Genomic DNA, 21,137 nt, shown 5'->3' with positions numbered 1-21,137 from the left:
CGGGTCAGTCCACCGTCACGTGATCAGGGCCGGAGTAGTGGCCGGTGCGCAGCTTCTGGCGCTGCTGGAGGAGGTCGTTGAGCAGGCTGGAGGCGCCGAAGCGGAACCAGTCGGGGTCCAGCCAGTCCGCGCCGACGGTCTCGTTGATCATCACGAGGTGCTTGACGGCGTCCTTCGTCGTCTTGATGCCGCCGGCCGGCTTGAAGCCGATCTGGCGGCCGGTGGCGATGCGGAAGTCGCGGACCGCCTCGAGCATCACCAGCCCGACCGGCAACGTCGCGGCCGGCGTCACCTTGCCGGTGGAGGTCTTGATGAAGTCGCCGCCGGCGAGCATCGCGATCCAGCTGGCCCGGCGGACGTTGTCCAGCGTCTTCAGCTCGCCGGTCTCGAGGATGACCTTGAGGTGGGCGGGGGCGCCTCCGTCGGTCCGGGAGCACGCCTCCTTCACCGCGACGATCTCCTCGTAGACGTCGAGGTAGCGGCCGGTCAGGAAGGCGCCCCGGTCGATGACCATGTCGATCTCGTCGGCGCCGTTCTCGACGGCGTCCCGCACGTCGGCGATCTTCACCGCCCGGCTGGCGCGACCGCTGGGGAACGCGGTGGCGACGGCGGCGACGTGGATGCCGGTGCCCTCGAGCGCATCCTTGGCGACGCCGGCCAGGTCGCCGTAGACGCAGACCGCGGCGACGCGGGGGGTGGTCGGATCGCTCGGGTCGGGCTGCTTGGCCTTGGCGGCCAGGCTGCGGACCTTGCCGGGGGTGTCGGCGCCCTCGAGCGTGGTCAGGTCGACCATCGAGATGGCGGTGTCGATGGCCCACGCCTTCGAGGTGGTCTTGATCGACCGGGTGCCCAGCTGCGCGGCACGGGCCTCCGCACCGACCTGGTCGACGCCGGGGAGGCCGTGCAGGAAGGAGCGGAAGGCGGCGTCGGACCTGGTCACGTCGTCGTAGGGAGGCAGCGGCGCGTGCACCGTGGGGGTCGCCCCGGGCAGCGCGTCGGGGTCGAGCACGTGGGTCATGGTCGCCATTCTCCACTGGAGGTGGTCGCCGCCCTCCTCCGCTCACCCGCCCGGAGCAGTTGTGCCCGCCGCGAGCACGCCCGGGCGCCCGGATGGCGTTCCCGCGGGAACGTGGGGGGGGGTGGTCGGACGTCGCCGGTGCCGGTGCTCGCCGGCCGGTCGGGTCGCCGCTCGGCGCCGTCCGGTGGCGTTCCCGCGGGAACGTGTGGCGGGTGGTCGGACGTCGCTGGTGCCGGTGCCGGTGCCGGTGCCGGTGCTCGCGGGCCGGTCGGGTCGCCGCTCGGCGCCGTCCGGTGGCGTTCCCGCGGGAACGTGTGGCGGGTGGTCGGACGTCGCTGGTGCTGGTGCTGGTGCCGGTGCCGGTGCCGGTGCTCGCGGGCCGGTCGGCTCGCCGCTCGGCGCCGTTCCGTACGCCCACCGGAGGTTCAGGAATGTCAGACGCCCGTCGTAGCTTCCGAACACACGTTCGAAGGAGAAGTCGTGGCGGAGCTGACCCTCTCGGATCTGGCGCGCGAGATCACGTCCGGCGCCGTGCGGCTCGCCGCCGCCACCGCGGCATGGCTGCGCCTGGTCGCTGAGTTCGACCGCCGGGAAGGGTGGTCCGGAGTCGGCATCCTGTCCTGCGCTCACTGGCTGTCCTGGCAGTGCGGCGTCGCGCCCGGCACAGCCCGGGAGCACGTCCGCGTGGCCCGGGCCCTGGAGGCGCTGCCCCTCATCTCCGGCGCCTTCGCCGAGGGGCGCCTCTCCTACTCCAAGGTGCGGGCGCTGACCCGCATCGCGGAGCCGGATTCCGAACAGGCGCTCCTGGAGACGGCGATCGAAGCCACGGCGGCGCAGACCGAACGGCTGGTGCGTGGCTGGCGCCGGGCCGAGCGGATCGACGCGACGACGATCGCGCTGAAGCGGCAGTTCGAGCACTGGTGGGACGACGACGGCATGCTCGTCGTCCGCATGCGCATGGATTCCGAGGAGGGGGCGCACTTCCTCGCCGCGGTCGACTCGATCGCCGAGCGCGAGGCCCGCCGTGACCGAGCCGCGGCCAAGCGGGCCGTTGCCTCCGTGGAAGCAGGAGCACTACCTGGCCACCAGAGCGACGGGGCCGATCCGGACGGGGTCGAGCAGGACGAGCTGGCCTGCGCCCGGGAGCGCACCGCTGCCCGCCGGTGTGCAGCGGTGGCCCGGCTCGCCCTCGCCGCCCGCGACGCGGACCGGCGACCGGGCGATCCACCCCGCCGGGAAGTGGTGGTGCACGTCGACGCGGCGGTGCTGGCCGACGACGCCGCGGCGGGGCAGGCGTACCTCGACGGTGGGCCGGCGCTGCACCCCGCCCAGGTCCGGCGGATGCTCTGCGAGGCGACGGTCGTGACGATGCTCGAGTCCGGCCGGGAGGTCCTCGGCGTGGGTCGCCGGCGTCGGCGGGCGACCGGCCCGCAGCGGCGGGCGCTGCTCCGGCGGGACGGTGGCTGCGCGCGGTCGGGGTGCACCGAGACGCGGATCGAACGGTTGCACGCCCACCACATGCGGCACTGGCTCTTCGGCGGCGGCACCGACCTGGACAACCTGGTGCTGCTGTGCGACGTCGACCACGGGCTGGTGCACGACCTCGATCTGGTCCTGACCAGGCGGGACGGCAGGTTGATCGCCCTCGCCCCGGACGGCCGACGGGTGTGGGGAGCCGCCGACGCCGCCTTCGCCGGCGGGCTCGGCGGGGTGGTCCTCCGCCCGGATGACGTCGGGGACGCCCCGGCCGGATCGGCCGAGCCGTTCGCCGGGATCCACCCGATCGACGAGCCGGCCGGCCGACGCCCGGGTGCTGGGCCGGTCCGGTGGCAGCCGGAGTCGGCCACGGCGTCCGCGTCGGCGCCCGCCCATGGAGAGTTCCCGATCGGTGACCTGGAGTCGCTGCTCTTCCCCGACGGGTCGCCGGTGCTGCCCGAAGGGATGCACGTGAACGGCGAACGGATGGACCTCGCGTGGGTCGTCGGCGTGCTGATGGGCAACCGCGACCTGCGGCGACGGCTGGCGGCCGAGGCGCGGGGTGGGCCGGCGCTGGTCGCGTGAGGCGGGACCCCGCCGGTCCTGGTGGCGGCCGATACCGTGTGCCGCGTGCAGCTGACCGTCGTCGACCACCCGTTGGCCCGTGCCCGCCTCTCCCGCATGCGGGACGAGCGCACGGACAACGCCATGTTCCGTGCCGCCCTGCGCGAGCTCACGCAGATGCTGGTCTACGAGGCCACCCGCGACCTGACGGTGGCCGAGGAGCAGATCACCACGCCGGTGACGACGACGACCGGCTACCGGCTGGCCGCACCGCCGCTGATCGTCCCGGTGCTGCGGGCCGGCCTCGGCATGGCCGACACCGCGCACGGGATGCTGCCGGAGTCGCAGATGGGATTCGTCGGGCTCGCCCGCAACGAGGAGACGTTCCAGCCGGAGGCCTACATGGCCTCGCTGCCGGAGTCGCTCGTCGGCCGCGACGTCTTCGTGCTCGACCCGATGCTGGCCACCGGCGGCTCGCTGGTGCACTGCTGCGAGCTGCTCGTCGCCCGCGGCACGACGTCGATCACCGTGCTCTGCGCGCTGGCCGCGCCGGAGGGCATCCGCCGGCTGGAGGAGAGCGGCCTGCCGCTGCGGGTGTTCACCGCCAGCCTCGAGGAGGGCCTGAACGACAAGGCCTACATCGTCCCGGGGCTGGGCGACGCCGGCGACCGCCAGTTCGGCGCGGTCTGACCGTGCGCTTCGGGGTGCTGGGCACCGGCTTCTGGGCCAAGGAGATCCACGCGACCGCGCTCGCGGCGCACCCCGACGCGGAACTGGTCGGCGTGTGGGGACGCGACCTCGCCAAGGCGAAGGCGGTCGGCGCGGAGTTCGACGTCCCCGGCTTCGCCGACGTCGACGAACTCCTGGCGCAGGTCGACGCCGTCTCGATCGCCCTGCCGCCCGACGTCCAGGCCCCGCTGGCCATCCGGGCCGCCGAGGCCGGCAAGCACCTGCTGCTGGAGAAGCCGATCGCCCTGGACGTCGCCGGCGCCGACCGCGTCGCCGACGCCGTGCGGGCCGCCGGAGTGGCCTCGGTCGTCTTCTTCACCTTCCGGTTCCGCCCGGCGACGGCGACGTGGCTCGAGCAGGCGGCCCGGACGACCCTGGCCGGCGGGCACGGATCCTGGCTGTCATCGCTCGCGGGCACGCCGTTCGGCTCCTCGCCGTGGCGCCAGGAGCGCGGGGCCCTGTGGGACATCGGCCCGCACGCGCTCTCGCTGCTGGTGCCGGCGCTCGGACCCGTGGCGACCGTGCAGGCGGGCGCCGGGCTCGGCGACACCGTTCACCTGGTGCTCGGGCACGAGTCGGGTACCGCCTCGACCGTCACGCTCTCGCACACGGTGGCGCCGATGTCGGTGGGCAACGAGTTCTTCGTCCACGGGGACGCCGGCCGGCTGGTGCTGCTGCCGGAGGACGGAGTGGCGCCGGAGGCCTACGCGGTGGCCGTCGACGAGCTCCGTGCCGCGGCGCTGATCGGCGGGGTGCACCCGTGCGACGTCGGCTTCGGCCGGGACGTCGTCGCCGTGCTGGCCGCCGCCCAGCGGGCGCTCGACTCCGGCTGCCGCGAGACCGTCGGCGCATGACCCTCCCGACGGCGCAGCGGACCACGCCCGGGGCGTGGTTCGTGCCGACCGGGCGCATCCGACGGCGGGTCTGGTGGGTGCACTACGTGCTGGTGATCGCCCTGGTGGGCGTGGCCGCCACCTCGATCGACGCGACCTGGTTCCCCGACGCCTACCCGCGCATCGATCGGGGCGACGACTTCGACCTCCTCTGGCCGTTCCCGGACTCCGGCGGACCGGTCACCGCGATCATGGCGCTGGTCCTGCTCGTGCCGAACGTCGCGGCGATGGTCACCCGCCTGCACGACCGGGACCACTCGGCCTGGTGGCTGCTGTGGAACCTGGTGCCGGGCATCGGCTGGCTCGTCCTGCTGATCACGCTGGGTTTCCTGGGCAGCCAGCCGCACCCCAACCGGTACGGCCCGCCGCCACCCTGACGGGATCCGCCCACACGCCGGGAACCCGACCCGGGCCGTGCGCGTGTCGGCGGCAGGGGGGACCAGCCAGGCGGCATCCTGGGCGCCGCGCTCCGGGCGGGGCGCACGGACGGACGGGGACGCCGTGACCCTCGCGCAGTGGTACGTGGCCCGGGGCCGGATCACCCGGCGGACGTGGTGGCTGCACTACGTCGCGGTCGTCGTCACGCTCGGGGCGCTGGCGGCCGTGGTCGACACCGCCCTCGGCCACCCCGGGTTCCTCGTCCCCGAGGAGCCGACCGGCTTCCTCGACTGGTACGGCGGCCCGGTCGGCTCGCTCGTCGCCTTCCTCACCCTCGTACCGTCGGTCACCAGCACGGTGGCTCGCCTGCACGACCGCGGCTACTCGGCGTGGCCGCTGCTCTGGTTGCTCCTGCCCGTCGTGGGCTGGATCGTGCTGCTCATCCAAGTCGGCTTCCTGCCCGGTCACCCCGTGCCGAACCGGTACGGGCCGACACCGGTGCGCGACAGCGCCGAGCCCCACGTCGACCGGTAGAGCAGGGCTACAGGCCCAGCGCCGAGGCCATCTCCGCCCGGAGCTGGTCGAGCTCGTCGGCGCCCCGGCCGCGGGCGGCGATGATCCCGGCGTCGTCGTGCACCGGGACCACGGTCTCCAGGTAGGCCTTGAGCTTCGGCTCGGTGCCGCTCGGCCGCACGATCGCCCGCACCCCGTCGCCGAGCAGCCGGACGGCGTCGACCGGCGGGTCCTCCAGCGCGAGGTCGGCGAACTCCACCGGGCGGCCGAGCAGCGTGGCCGGGGGCGCCGAGCGCAGCCGCGCCATCGCGTCGGAGATCAGCGTGAGGTCCTCGACCCGTACCGACAGCTGCCCGGTCACGAACAGCCCGTGCTCCCGCGCCAGCTCGTCCAGCCGGTCGAGCACCGTGCGGCCTCCGGCCTTGAGCTCGGCGGCCAGCAGTGCGACGCCGAGCGCCGCGGAGATCCCGTCCTTGTCCCGCACGACCGACGGGGCCACCGAGTACCCGAGCGCCTCCTCGTAGCCGTACACCAGCGGCGCCGCGTCCGTACCGGCCCGCATGATCCACTTGAAGCCCGTCGGCGTCTCCGCCGAGACGACGCCGTGCGCCTCGGCGATCGCGTGCATGAGCGAGCCGCTGACCAGGGACGACGCGTACGTGCCGCGCACCCCGCGCCGCAGCAGCCAGTCGGCCAGCAGCGCGCCCACCTCGTCGCCGGTCAGCTGGCGACCGCCGCACACCACCGAGCAGCGGTCGGCGTCGGGATCCTCGGCGATCGCCACGTCCGCGCCCACCCGCTCGGCCAGGGCCAGCAGCAGGTCCACCGCGCCGGGCTCCTCCGGGTTGGGGAAGGCGACCGTCGGGAAGGCCGGGTCGGGCGCGTCCTGCTCGGGCACGCTCGCCGGCTCGCCGAACCCGGCGGCGGCGAAGACCCGGCGGGTCGTCCCCGCGCCCACCCCGTGCAGAGCGGTGTAGGCCACGGTGAGCGCCGAGCGATCGGCCGCCGGCACCCGCCCCGGGTCCAGGGCCCGGACGACGGCGTCGACGTAGTCGGTCTCGATGTCGTCGCCGAGGGTGCCCCAGTCGTCGGAGCGCGGCACCTCGCGTGCCGGGCCGGTGGCGGCGATGGCCGCCTCGATCTCCCGGTCGGCCGGCGGCACGAGCTGCGCGCCGTCGCCCAGGTAGACCTTGTAGCCGTTGTCGTCGGGCGGGTTGTGGCTGGCGGTCACCATGACACCGGCCACCGCGCCCAGGTGCCGGACGGCGAAGGCCAGCACCGGGGTGGGCAGCGGCCGGGGCAGCACCTGGACGGCGAAGCCGGCGGCGCTGAGCACCTCGGCGGAGACCCGGGCGAACTCGTCGGACCGGCGGCGGGCGTCGAAGCCGATGACCACGCCGCCACCCGTGTGGCCGGCGGAGGCCAGCCAGGCACCCAGGCCCGCGGCCGCGCGCGTCACCACCGCGGCGTTCATCCCCGCCGGGCCGGCGCGCAGCGGACCGCGCAGCCCCGCGGTCCCGAAGGTCAGCGGGCCGGCGAACCGGCGCTCCAGCTCCGCGGTGTCCCCGGCGTCGGCCAGTGCGAGGATCTCCGCGCGGTCACCCTCGTGCGGGTCGGCCGCGGCCCAGGACCGGGCGGTGGCGAGCAGGTCCTGCGTCATGCGGAGAAGTTCTCCGCGTCGAAGTCGGCCGTCGTGTACTCCCCGCCCACCCGGGAGTGCACCGGGTCGGTCGGGTCGGGCTCGCCGTGTGCCTCGACCAGCGCCGTGGCGTAGGGCTCGGCGTCGTCGACCGATCGATACCCGAGCGCCTCGGCGGCCGAGAGGTCCCACCAGCGGCGGGTGTTGTCCGACACGCCCCACACCACCGCGAAGCCGGGGGCCGGCGCGGTGAGAGCGGCGTCGACGAGGGAGACGGTGTCGGCGGGGGAGAGCCAGGTGGCCAGCTGGCGGGTGGTCGTCGGCTCGGGGAACGCGCTGCCGATGCGCAGGCAGACGACGTCGAGGCCGTAGCGGTCGACGTACAGCGAGCCGAGCGCCTCCATCGCCACCTTGGAGACGCCGTAGTACGTGTCCGGCCGCGGCGGGGCGTCCTCCTCCCGCAGCAGGCCGTCCTCCGGCCGGGGCGTGTACCCGGTGGCGTGGTTGCTGCTGGCCAGCACCACCCGCGGGACGCCGGCCCGGCGGGCGGCCTCGAGCGCGCAGTAGGTGCCCTCGATGTTGGCCTGCGAGATCGCCGGCCAGGTCGACTCACCGGAGATCCCGGCCAGGTGCACGATCGCCGAGGCGCCGCGGGCGGCGTCCACCATCGCGTCGAGGTCGGTGACGTCGGCGACCAGGTGCTCCTCGCCCGGGCGGACGTCGACCAACGGCACGACGTCGAGGGAGCGCAGCGCCCACCCGCGCTCGGGCAGGCCGCCGCGCAGGACGGTGCCGATGCGCCCGGCGGCGCCGGTCACCAGGACCGGGCCGCTCACCTGTCCGCTCACGGTGCCTCCTGGTTCGCTGCCGCGGACCGCTCCGCTCCTCGCTCGTTCCTCGCTGCGATGCTCACGGTCCTGTCCGCTCACGGCAGCCGCCCGATGAACTGCACCAGGAACTCGCCCAGCCGGCCGGCCGCGGCCTTGCCCGCCGCCAGCACCTCCTGGTGGTCGAGCACCTCGCCGGTGATGCCGGCCGCGGCGTTCGTGACCATCGACAGGCCGAACACCTCGACCCCGGCGGCCCGGGCGGCGATCGCCTCCAGCGCCGTGGACATGCCCACGAGGTCCGCGCCCATGGTGCGCAGCATCCGGATCTCCGCCGGCGTCTCGTAGTGCGGGCCGGGCAGCTGGGCGTACACGCCCTCGACCAGGGACGGGTCGAGCTCGCGGGCCAGCGCGCGCAGCCGCGAGGAGTAGAGGTCGGTGAGGTCGACGAAGTCCGCGCCGACCAACGGCGAGCGGGCCGTCAGGTTCAGGTGGTCGGAGATGACCACGGCCTGACCCACCCGGTGCTCGGGCGCCAGGCCACCGGCGGCGTTGGTGAGGACGACCGTCTTGACGCCCGCGGCGGCGGCGGTGCGCACGCCGTGGACGACGGGCTCGACGCCCCGGCCCTCGTAGAAGTGGGTGCGCCCCAGGAACAGCAGCACCGAGCGGTCGCCGACGCGCACCGACCGGACCTCGCCGCCGTGCCCGACGGCCGTGGGGGCCGCGAACCCGGGCAGGTCGCCGATCGCCACCGAGCCGGCCGGCTCGCCGAACGCGTCGGCCGCGGGGGCCCACCCGGAGCCCATGACGACGGCGACGTCGTGCGCTCCGCCGAGGGCGCCGGTCAGTGCTTCGGCGGCCTGCGCGGCCAGGGTGGAGGGGTCGGTGCCAGGGTGCTCGCTCACGCGGGGACGCTAGCGCAGTGCGGGGAAAGCGATGGATCCCCGCCGCCGCCCTGGGACACGATGGGCCGGTGAGCGGGACCGGACGGAGCGCGCAGCCGACCCTGATCGGAGCCCGGGTGCGGCTGCGCCCCTGGCGCGCCGACGACGCCGCCGACGTGCTGGCCGCCTGCCAGGACTCCGAGATCCAGCGGTGGACGCAGGTCCCGGTGCCCTACGCCCCGGAGCACGCGCAGGACTTCGTCGGGAGCATCGCGCCCCGGACCTGGGCCGAGGGTGGCGCGCTGTTCGCCGTCGAGCCGCTCGACGGCAGCGCGCTCGTCGGCAGCATCGGGCTCTTCCCGCCGCGGGACGGCGTCGGCGAGGCCGGCTACTGGACCGCCCCCGCGCACCGCGGCCGCGGGCTGACCGCCGCGGCGCTGGGGATGCTCGCCGGCTGGGCCCTGGACCGGGTGCACCGGGTGGAGCTCCTCGTCGACCCGGCCAACACCGGCTCCCGGCGGGTCGCCGAGGCGGCGGGCTTCATCGCCGAGGGCACGATCCGCCAGCGGTTCCTGCACCGCGGCCGGCCGGGCGACGTCGTCCTCTACGCCCGGCTGGCCGCCGACGGGGCCGGCTGATCCACCGAGGGAGTGATCTCGCTCCGCCGCCGGGTGGGGTGGCGGCGGCGTCCCTAGACTCCGGGAGGTGGAGATCCCCTTCCGTAGCTCGGAACGCGCCAGCCTCGGTGTGGAGTGGGAGCTGCAGCTCGTCGACCGGGAGACCCGGGAGCTGTCGCCCGGCGCCGTCGAGATCCTCGAGGAGCTCCGGCCCGAGGGCGCCGAGGAGCACCCCAAGGCCAAGCACGAGCTGCTGCAGTCGACCGTCGAGATCATCACCGGCATCTGCAGCACGGTCGGCGAGGCCAAGGCCGACCTGGCCGGCACGCTGGCCGAGGTCGTCGCCGCGGCCGACCAGCGGGGCCTGGGGCTGATGTGCGCCGGCACGCACCCGTTCACCGACTGGCAGACGCAGGAGATCTCGCCCAAGGAGCGGTACGCGCAGCTCGTCGAGCGCATGCAGTGGCTGGCTCGCCGCATGCAGATCTTCGGCGTGCACGTGCACGTCGGCGTCCGGGCGCCGGAGAAGGTGATCCCGGTGGTCAACGCGCTGTGCCAGTACGTGCCGCACTTCCTGGCGCTGTCGTCGTCCTCCCCGTTCTGGGTCGGCTGCGACACCGGGCTCGCGTCGGCCCGCACCAAGATCTTCGAGGGGATGCCCACCGCCGGCCTGCCGTTCCGGCTCGCCGACTGGGAGGCGTTCGAGGACTACATGGAGACGCTCATCGACGCGGGCGCCATCGAGAGCGTGCGCGAGGTGTGGTGGGACATCCGCCCGCACCCCGACTTCGGCACCGTGGAGCTGCGCATCTGCGACGGCCTGCCCACCCTCGACGAGATCGGCGCCATCGCCGCCCTCGCCCAGTGCCTGGTCGAGCAGTTCGACACCCAGCTCGACCGCGGCTACACCCTGCCCAGCCCGGCCGAGTGGGTGGTGCGGGAGAACAAGTGGCGCGCGGCCCGCTACGGGCTGGACGCCGAGATCGTCGTCGACGAGACCGGGGTGGTGCGGCCGGTCCGCGAGGCGATCAGCGAGCTGGTGGAGGAGCTACGGCCCACCGCCAAGCGGCTGGAGTGCGAGACCGAGCTGGACGACGTCCTGCGCATCCTGGCGGTGGGCGCGTCCTACCAGCGGCAGCGAGCGGTGGCGCTGGCGCACGACGGCGAACTGGTGCCGGTCGTCGACAGCCTGCTGGCCGAACTGCGCGACGGTCTTCCCCAGGACGGCCCGGCGGGACGGCCGTCCGGTCCGGTGCCCGGACCGGCCGAGTGCGCGGGCGGGCACGCGGCATGACCCCGGTCGTGGAGAAGCTGGCGGTGGCCGTCGACGAGTGGACCGGCGCCCACCACGGCGACCTGGTGTCCATCCGCCGGCACCTGCACGCCCACCCCGAGCTGGCCTACGCCGAGTTCGAGACCACGTCCTTCATCGAGCAGCGGTTGCGCGCGGCCGGCCTCAAGCCGCGCCGGCTCCCGACCGGCACCGGCCTGGTCTGCGAGGTCGGCGCCGGCGAGGGGCCGACGGTGGTGCTGCGCGCGGACATCGACGCGCTGCCGCTCGCCGACCTCAAGGACGCTCCCTACGCCTCCACCCGCGAGGGCCTGTGCCACGCCTGCGGCCACGACGTGCACACCACGGTGGCGCTCGGGGTCGCCCTCGCCCTGGCCGAGCTCGACGGGCTGCCCGGCCGGGTGCGGCTGGTGTTCCAGCCGGCCGAGGAGACGGTGCCCGGCGGGGCGACCGAGGTCGTCGCCTCCGGCGTCCTCGACGGCGCCTCGCGCGCCTTCGCGCTGCACTGCGACCCCTCGGTGCCGGTCGGCCGGGTCGGGCTGCGCACCGGCGCGATCACCGCCGCCTGCGACCGGATGGACGTGACGCTCACCGGGCCCGGCGGGCACACGGCGCGGCCGCAGATGACCGTCGACCTGGTCGACGCCCTGGGCCGGCTCATCACCGACCTGCCCGGCCTGCTCTCCCGGCAGGTCGATCCGCGCTCCGGGATGAGCCTGGTCTGGGGTGCGGTCAACGCCGGGGTGGCCGCCAACGCCATCCCGCAGCGCGGCACCCTGCGTGGCACGGTCCGGGTGCTCGACCGCGACGCGTGGAAGGGCGCGGAGGAGCTGCTGCGCTCGCTGGTCGAGCGGGTGGCCGCGACGACCGGCGCCGAGGTCGGCGTCGACTACATCCGCGGGGTGCCCCCGGTGGTCAACGACCCGCGCGCCGTGGCCCTGCTCCGGTCGGCCGCAATCGGCACCGTCGGCGGGGACAACGTCGTGCTGTCCGCGCAGAGCATGGGCGGGGAGGACTTCGGCTGGTTCGCCGACGTCATGCCGATCGCGCTCGCCCGCCTGGGCACCCACGGCGGCGGCGCCCCCCTGGACCTGCACCGGGGCACCTTCGACGTCGACGAGCGGGCCATCGGGATCGGCGTCCGGCTGATGGCCCGCACCGCGCTGCTGGCGCTCGAGGCCGACGCCGAGCCGGCCCCCACCGGCTCCCCGGCACCCCCTCGCACGCGCCGCCCCGCGCCCGGAGACACTTCTGGCCGCCCGTCTGTTGAGGAGAGCCACCGACGATGAGTTCCACCGACCAGCAGGCCAGCGGTCCGGCGCGGACAGCGGCCGACGCAGACGTCCCGGCCGAGCACGAGGTCCCCGAGGACCTCGCGCTCGCCGGCGAGTTCGACGCGGTCACCCGCGACCAGTGGCGGGACCTGGTCGCCGGAGTGCTCCGCAAGGCCGGCCGCGAAGAGCTCCCCGAGCCGGTCGAGGACGCGCTGCGCCGTCCGGTCGCGCCCGGCGTGACCGTCGCCCCGCTCTACACCGCCGAGGACGCCGCCGGCCTGAGTGCCGGCGTCGGTGTCCCCGGCCTGCCGCCGTTCGTGCGCGGCTCCCGCCCCGCTGGCGGCCCGGCCGGTTCGGCCGACGTGACCGCCGCGGGTGGGGCCGACGGCGGCGCGTCGGGCGGCTGGGACGTCCGCCAGCGCCACGCGCACCCCGACGTCGCCACCACCAAGGAGGCCATCGCGGCCGACCTGGAGAACGGCGTCACCTCGCTGTGGCTGGTGGTCGGCGACGGCGCCGTCCCGGTCGACTCCCTCGGCGACGTGCTCTCCGACGTCTTCCTCGACCTGGCGCCGGTCAGCGTGCAGGGCGGGGTGCCGGCCGCCGAGGCGTTCCTGCAGCTGGTGGAGGGCCGGACCGACCTGGCGCCCGGTGGCTCGCTCGGCCTGGACCCGCTCGGCCTCGAGGCCGCCTCCGGGGAGCAGCAGGACCTCTCCGGGCTGGCCGACGTCGCCCGTCGCGCCGCCGCGCATCGCGGGCTGCGCACCGTCGTCGTCGACGGCACCGTCTTCGCCGACGCCGGCGCCTCGGTCGTGGAGGAGCTGGGCTGCTCGATGGCGGCCGGGGTCGCCTACCTGCGGGCGCTCACCGGGGCCGGGCTGTCGGTCGACGAGGCCGTCGCCCAGCTGGAGTTCCGCTACTCCGCCTCCGCCGACCAGTTCGCGACGATCGCCGCGCTGCGCGCCGCCCGCCGGCTGTGGGACCGGGTCGGCGAGGTCAGCGGCGCCTCGGCCGAGGCCCGCGGCCAGCGCCAGCACGCGGTCACCTCCTCGGTGATGACGACGAAGCGCGACCCGTGGGTCAACATGCTGCGCACCACGGTGGCCTGCTTCGCCGCCGGCGTGGGCGGCGCCGACGCCGTCACCGTGCAGCCCTTCGACGCCGCGCTCGGCCTGCCCGACTCGTTCTCCCGGCGGATCGCCCGCAACACCCAGAGCCTGCTGGTCGAGGAGGGGCACCTCGGCCGCGTCCTCGACCCGGCCGGTGGCTCCTGGTACGTCGAGTCGCTGACCGACGACCTCGCCCGCGCCGCCTGGGACTGGTTCACCGAGATCGAGCGGGCCGGCGGGCTGTCGGCCGCGCTGGCCTCCGGGCTCGTGCGGGACCGGATCGCGCAGGCCTGGGACGCCCGCGCGAAGCGGCTCGCCACCCGCGCCGACGCCCTCACCGGCGTCAGCGAGTTCCCGAACCTGGCGGAGAAGCTGCCCGAGCGCCGGCCCGCGGCGGACCTGCACCCGACCGGCGGACTGCCCCGCGTCCGGGCAGCGCAGGAGTACGAGGCGCTGCGCGACGCGGCCGACGCCGCGACCACCCGGCCGAGCGTCTACCTGGCCACGATCGGCCCGATCGCCCGGCACACCGCGCGGGCGTCCTTCGCCGGCAACCTGTTCCAGGCCGGCGGGCTGGCGACGCCGTCCGGGGACGGGGCGAGCGGGCTGTCCGAGGCCGGGACCACCGTCGCCTGCATCTGCGGCACCGACAAGGACTACGCCGAGACCGCCGCCGGTCTGGCGAAGGAGCTCAAGGAGGCCGGCGCCACCCAGGTGTGGCTGGCCGGCAAGCCCGATCTCGCCGTGGACGGCGTCGACGGGTACGTGCACGCCGGGTGCGACGCCCTCGCGGCGCTGCGGACGGTCCACGAGCAGCTGGGTCTCGAAGGAGTGCAGGCATGAGTGCGATCCCCGACTTCGGCGACGTCGAGCTGGGCACCCCGGCCGGTCCCTCCTCGGTCGACGACTGGGCCAAGGCGTTCGAGGAGACCACCGGGCGCGGCGTCGAGGAGGCGACCTGGGAGACCCCCGAGGGCATCGCCGTCCCGCCGCTCTACACCCACGAGCACCTCGAGGGCCTGGACTTCCTCGAGACCCTGCCCGGGCTCCCGCCCTTCCTGCGTGGCCCCTACCCGACGATGTACACGACCCAGCCGTGGACGGTCCGGCAGTACGCCGGGTTCTCCACCGCGGCGGAGTCCAACGCCTTCTACCGGCGCAACCTCGCCGCCGGCCAGAAGGGCCTGTCGATCGCCTTCGACCTGCCCACCCACCGCGGCTACGACTCCGACCACCCGCGCGTGCCCGGCGACGTCGGCATGGCCGGTGTGGCCATCGACTCGATCCTGGACATGCGGCAGCTGTTCGACGGCATCCCGCTGGACAAGATGAGCGTCTCGATGACCATGAACGGCGCCGTGCTGCCGGTGCTGGCGCTCTACATCGTGGCGGCCGAGGAGCAGGGGGTGGAGCCGGAGCAGCTGACCGGCACCATCCAGAACGACATCCTCAAAGAGTTCATGGTGCGGAACACCTACATCTACCCGCCCAAGCCCTCGATGCAGATCATCAGCGACATCTTCGCGTTCACCTCGCAGCGGATGCCGAAGTTCAACTCGATCTCGATCTCCGGCTACCACATCCAGGAGGCCGGGGCGACGGCCGACCTGGAGCTGGCCTACACGCTGGCCGACGGCGTCGAGTACCTCAAGGCCGGCCAGGCCGCCGGGATGGACGTCGACGCGTTCGCCCCCCGCCTGAGCTTCTTCTGGGCCATCGGCATGAACTTCTTCATGGAGGTCGCGAAGCTCCGGGCCGGGCGGCTGCTGTGGGCCAAGCTGGTGAAGGAGGCGGGCGCGCAGAACCCGAAGTCGCTGTCGCTGCGCACCCACTCGCAGACCTCGGGCTGGTCGCTGACCGCGCAGGACGTCTACAACAACGTCGTCCGCACCTGCCTGGAGGCCATGGCCGCCACCCAGGGGCACACCCAGTCGCTGCACACCAACGCCCTCGACGAGGCGCTGGCGCTGCCCACCGACTTCTCCGCCCGGATCGCCCGCAACACCCAGCTGCTGCTGCAGCAGGAGTCGGGCACCACCCGGGTCATCGACCCGTGGGGCGGCTCGGCCTACGTCGAGAAGCTCACCTACGACCTGGCCCGCCGCGCCTGGGCGCACATCCAGGAGGTCACCGAGGCCGGCGGCATGGCGCAGGCCATCGACGACGGCATCCCGAAGCTGCGCATCGAGGAGGCGGCGGCCCGGACCCAGGCCCGCATCGACTCCGGCCGCCAGCCGGTCATCGGCGTCAACAAGTACCGGGTCGACGCCGACGAGGCCATCGAGGTCCTCAAGGTCGACAACGCCGACGTGCTGGCCCAGCAGAAGGCGAAGCTCGAGCAGCTGCGGGCCGACCGGGACGGCCGTGAGGTCGAGGCGGCGCTGGCCCGGCTCACCGACGCCGCCCGCGCCGCGGCGGAGGGCCGCCGGGGCAACGACCTGGACAGCAACCTGCTGAAGCTCGCCGTCGACGCGGCGCGGGTCAAGGCCACGGTCGGGGAGATCTCCGACGCGCTGGAGGCGGTCTACGGCCGGCACGCCGGCCAGGTCCGCACCATCTCCGGCGTGTACCGCGACGAGGCGCTCGCCGGGCAGCGGGCGGGGGAGGACAGCCCGATGGAGCAGACGCGCCGGCTGGCCGAGGAGTTCGCCGAGGCCGAGGGGCGCCGACCGCGCATCCTCGTGGCGAAGATGGGCCAGGACGGGCACGACCGCGGGCAGAAGGTCATCGCCACCGCCTTCGCCGACCTCGGCTTCGACGTCGACGTGGGTCCGCTGTTCCAGACGCCGGACGAGGTCGCCCGGCAGGCGGTGGAGGCCGACGTGCACGTCGTCGGCGTCTCGTCGCTGGCCGCCGGTCACCTCACGCTGGTGCCCGCGCTGCGGGACGCGCTCGCCGAGCTCGGTGCCGACGACGTGCTGATCGTGGTCGGCGGGGTCATCCCGCCCGACGACGTGCCCACGCTCAAGGAGATGGGTGCCGCCGCGGTCTTCCCGCCCGGCACGGTCATCGCCGAGGCGGCGCAGGAGCTGCTGCGGACGCTGTCGCAGCGCCTGGGTCACTGATGAGAAGGGCCAAAGTGGCCACTTTGGCCCGGGGGAGGGTGCGGTGAGCCGGGAGATCGACGTCCCGGCCCTGGTCGAAGGGGTGCTGGCCGGGGACCGCCGGGTGATGGCGCGAGCCATCACGCTGGTGGAGTCCCGCCGGGCCGACCACCGGGAGAGGGCGCAGGAGCTGCTGGTCGAGCTGCTGCCGCACGCCGGGGGAGCGCGCCGGATCGGCATCAGCGGGGTCCCCGGCGTGGGCAAGTCCACCTTCATCGACCAGCTGGGCGTGACGCTGACCGCGGCCGGCTCGAAGGTGGCGGTGCTCGCCGTCGACCCGTCGTCGGCCCGCTCCGGCGGCTCGATCCTGGGCGACAAGACCCGCATGGCCCGGCTCGCCGTCGACGAGAACGCCTTCATCCGGCCCTCGCCGACCTCCGGCACGCTCGGCGGGGTGGCCCAGGCGACCCGGGAGTCGATGGTCGTGGTCGAGGCCGCCGGCTACGACGTCGTGCTGGTGGAGACCGTGGGCGTCGGGCAGTCGGAGATCACCGTCGCCGAGATGGTCGACTCGTTCCTGTTCCTGACCATCGCCCGCACCGGCGACCAGTTGCAGGGCATCAAGCGCGGCATCCTCGAGATCGCCGACGTCATCGCCGTCAACAAGGCCGACGGCCCGGCCGCCGCCGACGCCCGCAAGGCCGCGCGCGAGCTCTCCTCGGCCATCCGGATGCTGCGCGGGCGCGGAGAGCCGTGGGACGTGCCGGTGCTGACCTGCGCCGGGCTGACCGGCGAGGGCATGGACGAGGTCTGGGCCAAGCTGGTCGAGCACCAGGAGCGGGCCAAGGTGTCGGGTGCGTTCGACGAGCGCCGTCGCACCCAGCAGGTCCGCTGGACGTGGCAGTTGGTCCGTGACGGGCTGGAGCACGCGTTGCGGGCGCACCCGGGCGTGCGCACCGTCGTCCCGGACCTGGAGCAGCAGGTGCTGGCCGGGGAGCTCACCCCGGCGCTGGCCGCCCAGCGAATCCTCGAGACCTTCCGCTCCGACTGACCCCCACGACGGACGGGCGGTGGTTCAGAAGGCGGTGCGGCAGGGGCGGCCGCGGAGTTCGCGGACGTAGTCGTCGGGCGCGCCGGCGGCCTCGGCGGCGTCGGCGATCGCCCCGAGGTGGCGGGCCGACGGCAGCCCGCCCTCGAAGGCGTCGAGCACGTACACGTAGGCGACGACGTCACTCGACAGCGCGTGCGCCCGCAGGTGCACTCGGCGGTAGAGGCCGTGGTCGGCGCCCTCCCACGCGTCCAGCGACCGCTCGTCGGCCTCGGTGAGGTCGTAGAGCGCCACGAAGATGCCCGGGGACCGCTCGTCCGGGACGAGGGTCGCCAGCGCCCCCTCCCACCCCAGCTCCTCGCCGCCGAAGGTCAGCCGCCAGCCGCGGATCCAGCCGGTCCCGGTGTGCGGCGACGACGGACAGCGGCGCAGCATCTGCGCGGGATCCATGTTCGACCCGTAGGCGGCGTAGAGGCCCATCGGGGGCGAGACTAACCAGCGGCGGGGCTGGCCGGGGCAGGGCGGTCGCACGGAACCGGGCCCGCACCGGGGACAATGGGCCCCGACGGACCGCTCGGCGACGAAAGATGGACCCCATGACCCGCATCGTGATCATCGGTGGTGGCCCGGCCGGCTACGAGGCCGCCCTGGTCGCCGCACAGCTCGGTGCCGAGGTCACCGTCATCGAGCGCGACGGCATCGGGGGAGCCAGCGTGCTCACCGACTGCGTGCCCTCCAAGGCGCTGATCGCGGCGGCCGGCGCCATGACGTCGGTGCGCGACTCGGCCGTCCTGGGGGTGCACGGCGCGGAGCTGGCGACGGTGAGCCTGGACCTTCCGGCCGCCAACCAGCGGGTGAAGAACCTGTCGATGGCCCAGTCGGCCGACATCCACGCCCGCCTGGAGGGCGAGGGGGTGCGGATCGTCCGCGGCCAGGGGCGGCTCGCCGACGACGTCCCCGGGCTGGCCACGCACGAGGTCGAGATCCTGGACGACAACGGCACCGTCGTCGACGAGATCGAGGGCGACGTCGTCCTCATCGCCACCGGCGCCGACCCGCGGGTGCTGCCCGGCGCCGAGCCCGACCACGAGCGCATCCTGGACTGGCGCGACGTCTACGAGCTGCAGGAGCCGCCGCAGCACCTCGTCGTCGTGGGTTCCGGCGTCACCGGGGCCGAGTTCGCCTCCGGCTACCTCGAGGCCGGCGTCCCGGTCACCCTGGTCTCCAGCCGCGAGCGCGTGCTGCCCGGCGAGGACTCCGACGCCGCCGAGGTGCTGGAGGAGGTCTTCCAGTCCCGGGGCGGCCGGCTCGAACGAGGGCGGGCGGCAGGCGTGCGGCGCACCGAGAAGGGCATCGTGGTCGAGCTGACCGGCGGGCACACCGTCGAGGGGTCGCACGCCCTGATGACCGTCGGCACCGTGCCCAACACCAGCGGGCTGAACCTGGAGTCCCACGGCGTCCAGGTCACCGGGTCCGGCCACGTGGTGGTCGACCGGGTCTCCCGCACGTCGGTTCCGGGCATCTACGCCGCCGGCGACGTCACCGGGGTGTTCCAGCTGGCGTCGGTGGCGGCCATGCAGGGCCGGATCGCCATGTGGCACGCCCTGGGCGAGGCCGTGGCGCCGATCAAGCTGAAGACCGTCGCCGCCAACGTCTTCACCCACCCCGAGATCGCCACCGTCGGCGTCCAGGAGAAGTCGCTGGCCGACGACTCCGACGTCGAGGTCGTGCGGCTGCCGCTGGCCACCAACGCCCGCGCCAAGATGAGCGACCTGCGCGCCGGCTTCGTGAAGCTCTTCGCTCGCCGCTCGACCGGCGTCATCGTCGGCGGCGTCGTCGTCTCCCCGGGGGCCTCGGAGCTGGTGCTGCCCATCGCGCTCGCGGTCACCAAGGGCCTGACCGTGGCCGACCTGGCGCAGACGTTCGCGATCTACCCGTCGCTGTCGGGCTCCATCACCGAGGCCGGGCGCCGGCTGATGGGCGCCGACGACCTCGCCTGAGGAGCCGCCGGGGGCGCCGGGGCGCCTGCGGCGGATGTGACGGGAGTTCGGCTCAACTTCGCGCCGACGGTGCCGACGGCCGCGCGGGCCGCCGATTCAGGAGTCGATGTCTCCTGACCTGGACCTCCGTCGTCCCCGCGGCCCCCGTCGTCTGCTGCGCGCCGTGGCGCTGGCCGGCGCGCTGACCGCGTCCGCCGTCGCCGTCCCGGCCGTCGCCGCCGCGGACAGCGGCACGACGGTCGTCGGTGAGTTCGTCCAGGCCTACGCCGAGGGCGAGCCCGGCGCCGCGCACGGGCACGGGCACGACGCGATGCTGAGCTGGGTGGACACCGTGGACGGCGCGGTGCGGGTGCCCACCGGGCAGATGACGGACGTCCCGGCCGGCGCGACCGTCGAGGTCACCGTCGGTGGCACGGTCGAGGACGACCACAGCGAGGACGGCGGTGACCCGGCCCGCGACGTCCTGGAGAGCGAGGTGCTCTCCCCGCCCTCCACCACGGGCAGCACGCCGGTGCCGGCGCCCCGCGGAGGGCTGACCAACGAGGTGACGGTCGTCCTCGTCGCGCCGGCCGGCACGGCCCCCGACGGGACGCAGCTGGCCGACGTCGTCCGCACCGTCGACGGCACGGTCGCCGACTTCTGGGCGAAGCAGACCGGCGGGGCCATCCAGATCGGTGTCGTGGCCTCCAGCCCCTGGGTGTCCACCACCGCAGGCTGCGCCGACCCGAACGCGCTGTGGACCGAGGTGGCCGCGGAGATCGGGTTCGTGCCCGGCCCGCGCAAGCACCTCCTGCTCCGCCTGAGCGGCCAGACCGCCACCCAGCCCGGGTGCTCCTACGCCCTCGCTCAGGTGGGCGCCGAGCCCGCGTCCGGCGGCTACCTCTACGTCCGCGAGGATCTGCCCGCCGTGATCGCCCACGAGCTGGGCCACAACTTCGGCCTCGGCCACTCCTCGGCGGCGCAGTGCGACGCGTCGGTGGAGGGCGGCTCCTGCCGCACCAGCGGGTACCGGGACCTGTACGACGTCATGGGCGCCTCCTGGGCGCAGCTCGGTGCGCTCAACGCCGGTCAGGCCGCGGCCCTGGGGGTGCTCCCCGAGGCGGCGGTCCGGACGGTCTCGGTCGGCGGCGCCGCGACCAGCGTGACGCTGGGCCCCCTGGCCGGGGACGGCGCCGTGCGCGCCGTCCGGCTGGTCGACGCCGAGGGCGTCGAGTACTGGCTGGAGCTGCGCGCCGCGACGGGTCAGGATGCCTGGCTGGGCACCCGCGACAACGTGTACCGGCTGGACTCCGGGGTGCTGCTGCGCCGTGCAGGGCAGTTCCCCGACACCACGCTCCTGCTCGACGGCACGCCGAGCCCGGCGTCGCGCTGGGACGACGACCTGCAGTCCGCCCTCCCGGTCGGTGCCGCCGTCCCCCTCTCCGGCGGCGACATCACGGTCACGGTGCAGCAGGTCGACGGCGCCGGTGCGGTGCTCCAGCTCGTCCCGGCGGCGCGGGGCACCCAGGCGGCGGCCGCACCCCGGTCGGTGGCGAGCGCGCGGGGGGGCGCGGGCCGCGGCACCACGATCGCCGCCGACACGGCCGCCGAGTCCGCGACGGCGCTCACCCCCGAGCAGGTGTCCTGGGTGCCGCCGGTCCCGCCGTTCGCGGCGCGCGGCACGGTCGCCCCGGACCAGGTCGAGCTCGACCCGGTCGCGGACAGCTCCGGCCCGATCGCCGCGGTGCTGGTCGTGCCCGGCGCCGTCCTGTCGTTCGCCGGTGTGTGGCTGGTCCGCGCGCGCCAGCTGCGTCGTCGTCGGCCCTGAGAATGCCCGCACCCGGGCGAGTG

The 21,137-nt window shown here is 74.8% G+C and carries 18 protein-coding genes; 13 read left to right on the top strand and 5 right to left on the bottom strand.

From position 1 onward, the window contains the following. Positions 1-4: 4 nt before the first annotated feature. Complete coding sequence (gene deoC, locus GCU60_RS16285; RefSeq protein WP_163207137.1) at positions 5-1,018, bottom strand: deoxyribose-phosphate aldolase; 1,014 nt, start codon at positions 1,016-1,018, stop codon at positions 5-7. A gap of 480 nt (positions 1,019-1,498) precedes the next feature. On the opposite strand from deoC, the gene GCU60_RS16280 reads away from it, so the two are divergent. The 5 genes from GCU60_RS16280 (at position 1,499) to GCU60_RS16260 (ending at position 5,592) form a co-directional block, all read left to right on the top strand. Further along, positions 1,499-3,079, top strand: coding sequence for a DUF222 domain-containing protein (locus GCU60_RS16280; RefSeq protein WP_163207135.1), 1,581 nt, complete (start codon positions 1,499-1,501; stop codon positions 3,077-3,079). 45 nt (positions 3,080-3,124) lie between these two features. Beyond that, positions 3,125-3,748 (top strand): uracil phosphoribosyltransferase, encoded by a 624-nt coding sequence (gene upp, locus GCU60_RS16275; protein WP_135143616.1) that lies wholly within the window; start codon positions 3,125-3,127, stop codon positions 3,746-3,748. 2 nt (positions 3,749-3,750) lie between these two features. Beyond that, positions 3,751-4,641, top strand: a complete 891-nt coding sequence (locus GCU60_RS16270; RefSeq protein ID WP_163207133.1) for a Gfo/Idh/MocA family oxidoreductase — start codon at positions 3,751-3,753, stop codon at positions 4,639-4,641. After that, on the top strand, positions 4,638-5,057 hold the full coding sequence (locus GCU60_RS16265; RefSeq protein ID WP_163207131.1) for a DUF805 domain-containing protein: 420 nt from the start codon (positions 4,638-4,640) through the stop codon (positions 5,055-5,057). The genes GCU60_RS16270 and GCU60_RS16265 overlap by 4 nt, the downstream gene beginning before the upstream one ends. A gap of 124 nt (positions 5,058-5,181) precedes the next feature. After that, positions 5,182-5,592, top strand: coding sequence for a DUF805 domain-containing protein (locus tag GCU60_RS16260; RefSeq protein WP_163207129.1), 411 nt, complete (start codon positions 5,182-5,184; stop codon positions 5,590-5,592). A 7-nt stretch (positions 5,593-5,599) separates the two neighbouring features. Here the strand turns inward: GCU60_RS16260 and GCU60_RS16255 are convergent, their stop codons facing one another. The 3 genes from GCU60_RS16255 to GCU60_RS16245 form a co-directional block, all read right to left on the bottom strand. Next, positions 5,600-7,231 (bottom strand): phospho-sugar mutase, encoded by a 1,632-nt coding sequence (locus tag GCU60_RS16255; RefSeq protein ID WP_163207127.1) that lies wholly within the window; start codon positions 7,229-7,231, stop codon positions 5,600-5,602. Next, positions 7,228-8,058: an NAD-dependent epimerase/dehydratase family protein gene (locus tag GCU60_RS16250; RefSeq protein ID WP_345770644.1), complete on the bottom strand. Its 831-nt coding sequence runs from the start codon at positions 8,056-8,058 to the stop codon at positions 7,228-7,230. Before GCU60_RS16250 ends, GCU60_RS16255 begins: the two co-directional genes overlap by 4 nt. Positions 8,059-8,135: 77 nt before the next feature. Continuing rightward, on the bottom strand, positions 8,136-8,945 hold the full coding sequence (locus GCU60_RS16245) for a purine-nucleoside phosphorylase (RefSeq protein WP_345770643.1): 810 nt from the start codon (positions 8,943-8,945) through the stop codon (positions 8,136-8,138). Between the two features lie 68 nt (positions 8,946-9,013). Here GCU60_RS16245 and GCU60_RS16240 point away from each other — a divergent pair, with 68 nt between their 5' ends. The 6 genes from GCU60_RS16240 to meaB all read left to right on the top strand — a co-directional run bounded on the left by GCU60_RS16240 (position 9,014) and on the right by meaB (position 17,310). Further along, entirely contained in the window at positions 9,014-9,562 is a 549-nt protein-coding gene (locus tag GCU60_RS16240) for a GNAT family N-acetyltransferase (protein ID WP_163207125.1), read from the top strand. Positions 9,563-9,629: 67 nt separating this feature from the next. Further along, positions 9,630-10,835 (top strand): glutamate--cysteine ligase, encoded by a 1,206-nt coding sequence (locus GCU60_RS16235; protein WP_163207123.1) that lies wholly within the window; start codon positions 9,630-9,632, stop codon positions 10,833-10,835. Beyond that, complete coding sequence (locus GCU60_RS16230) at positions 10,832-12,121, top strand: amidohydrolase (protein WP_163207121.1); 1,290 nt, start codon at positions 10,832-10,834, stop codon at positions 12,119-12,121. The genes GCU60_RS16235 and GCU60_RS16230 overlap by 4 nt, the downstream gene beginning before the upstream one ends. After that, positions 12,118-14,058, top strand: coding sequence for a methylmalonyl-CoA mutase family protein (locus GCU60_RS16225; protein WP_163207119.1), 1,941 nt, complete (start codon positions 12,118-12,120; stop codon positions 14,056-14,058). Before GCU60_RS16230 ends, GCU60_RS16225 begins: the two co-directional genes overlap by 4 nt. Continuing rightward, positions 14,055-16,280, top strand: coding sequence for a methylmalonyl-CoA mutase (scpA, locus tag GCU60_RS16220; protein ID WP_163207117.1), 2,226 nt, complete (start codon positions 14,055-14,057; stop codon positions 16,278-16,280). Before GCU60_RS16225 ends, scpA begins: the two co-directional genes overlap by 4 nt. A 43-nt stretch (positions 16,281-16,323) precedes the next feature. Beyond that, positions 16,324-17,310: a methylmalonyl Co-A mutase-associated GTPase MeaB gene (gene meaB, locus GCU60_RS16215; RefSeq protein ID WP_163207115.1), complete on the top strand. Its 987-nt coding sequence runs from the start codon at positions 16,324-16,326 to the stop codon at positions 17,308-17,310. 24 nt (positions 17,311-17,334) lie between these two features. On the opposite strand, the gene GCU60_RS16210 is transcribed toward meaB, so the two are convergent. Next, positions 17,335-17,787 carry a gamma-glutamylcyclotransferase family protein gene (locus GCU60_RS16210; RefSeq protein WP_163207113.1) on the bottom strand — a complete coding sequence of 151 codons (453 nt, stop codon included), beginning with the start codon at positions 17,785-17,787 and terminating at the stop codon, positions 17,335-17,337. 116 nt (positions 17,788-17,903) lie between these two features. Here GCU60_RS16210 and GCU60_RS16205 point away from each other — a divergent pair, with 116 nt between their 5' ends. Together GCU60_RS16205 and GCU60_RS16200 are read left to right on the top strand one after the other, a co-directional pair. Next, positions 17,904-19,307, top strand: a complete 1,404-nt coding sequence (locus GCU60_RS16205) for an NAD(P)H-quinone dehydrogenase (protein ID WP_163207111.1) — start codon at positions 17,904-17,906, stop codon at positions 19,305-19,307. Positions 19,308-19,413: 106 nt separating this feature from the next. Beyond that, positions 19,414-21,114, top strand: a complete 1,701-nt coding sequence (locus GCU60_RS16200; RefSeq protein WP_163207109.1) for a reprolysin-like metallopeptidase — start codon at positions 19,414-19,416, stop codon at positions 21,112-21,114. The last annotated feature ends 23 nt before the right edge of the window (positions 21,115-21,137 follow it).

Source organism: Blastococcus saxobsidens, from assembly GCF_010682065.1.
Lineage (GTDB): Bacteria > Actinomycetota > Actinomycetes > Mycobacteriales > Geodermatophilaceae > Blastococcus > Blastococcus saxobsidens_B.
The sequence above is the reverse complement of the archived record's forward strand: the minus strand, read 5'-3'. Positions and strand labels throughout refer to the sequence as shown.

Coding starts and splice junctions, on each gene's coding strand:
- deoC (WP_163207137.1), bottom strand. CDS start 1,018: ATGACCCACGTGCTCGACCCCGACGCGCTGCCCGGGGCGACCCCCACG.
- GCU60_RS16265 (WP_163207131.1), top strand. CDS start 4,638: ATGACCCTCCCGACGGCGCAGCGGACCACGCCCGGGGCGTGGTTCGTG.
- GCU60_RS16255 (WP_163207127.1), bottom strand. CDS start 7,231: ATGACGCAGGACCTGCTCGCCACCGCCCGGTCCTGGGCCGCGGCCGAC.
- GCU60_RS16230 (WP_163207121.1), top strand. CDS start 10,832: ATGACCCCGGTCGTGGAGAAGCTGGCGGTGGCCGTCGACGAGTGGACC.
- GCU60_RS16225 (WP_163207119.1), top strand. CDS start 12,118: ATGAGTTCCACCGACCAGCAGGCCAGCGGTCCGGCGCGGACAGCGGCC.
- scpA (WP_163207117.1), top strand. CDS start 14,055: ATGAGTGCGATCCCCGACTTCGGCGACGTCGAGCTGGGCACCCCGGCC.
- GCU60_RS16210 (WP_163207113.1), bottom strand. CDS start 17,787: ATGGGCCTCTACGCCGCCTACGGGTCGAACATGGATCCCGCGCAGATG.
- GCU60_RS16205 (WP_163207111.1), top strand. CDS start 17,904: ATGACCCGCATCGTGATCATCGGTGGTGGCCCGGCCGGCTACGAGGCC.
- GCU60_RS16200 (WP_163207109.1), top strand. CDS start 19,414: ATGTCTCCTGACCTGGACCTCCGTCGTCCCCGCGGCCCCCGTCGTCTG.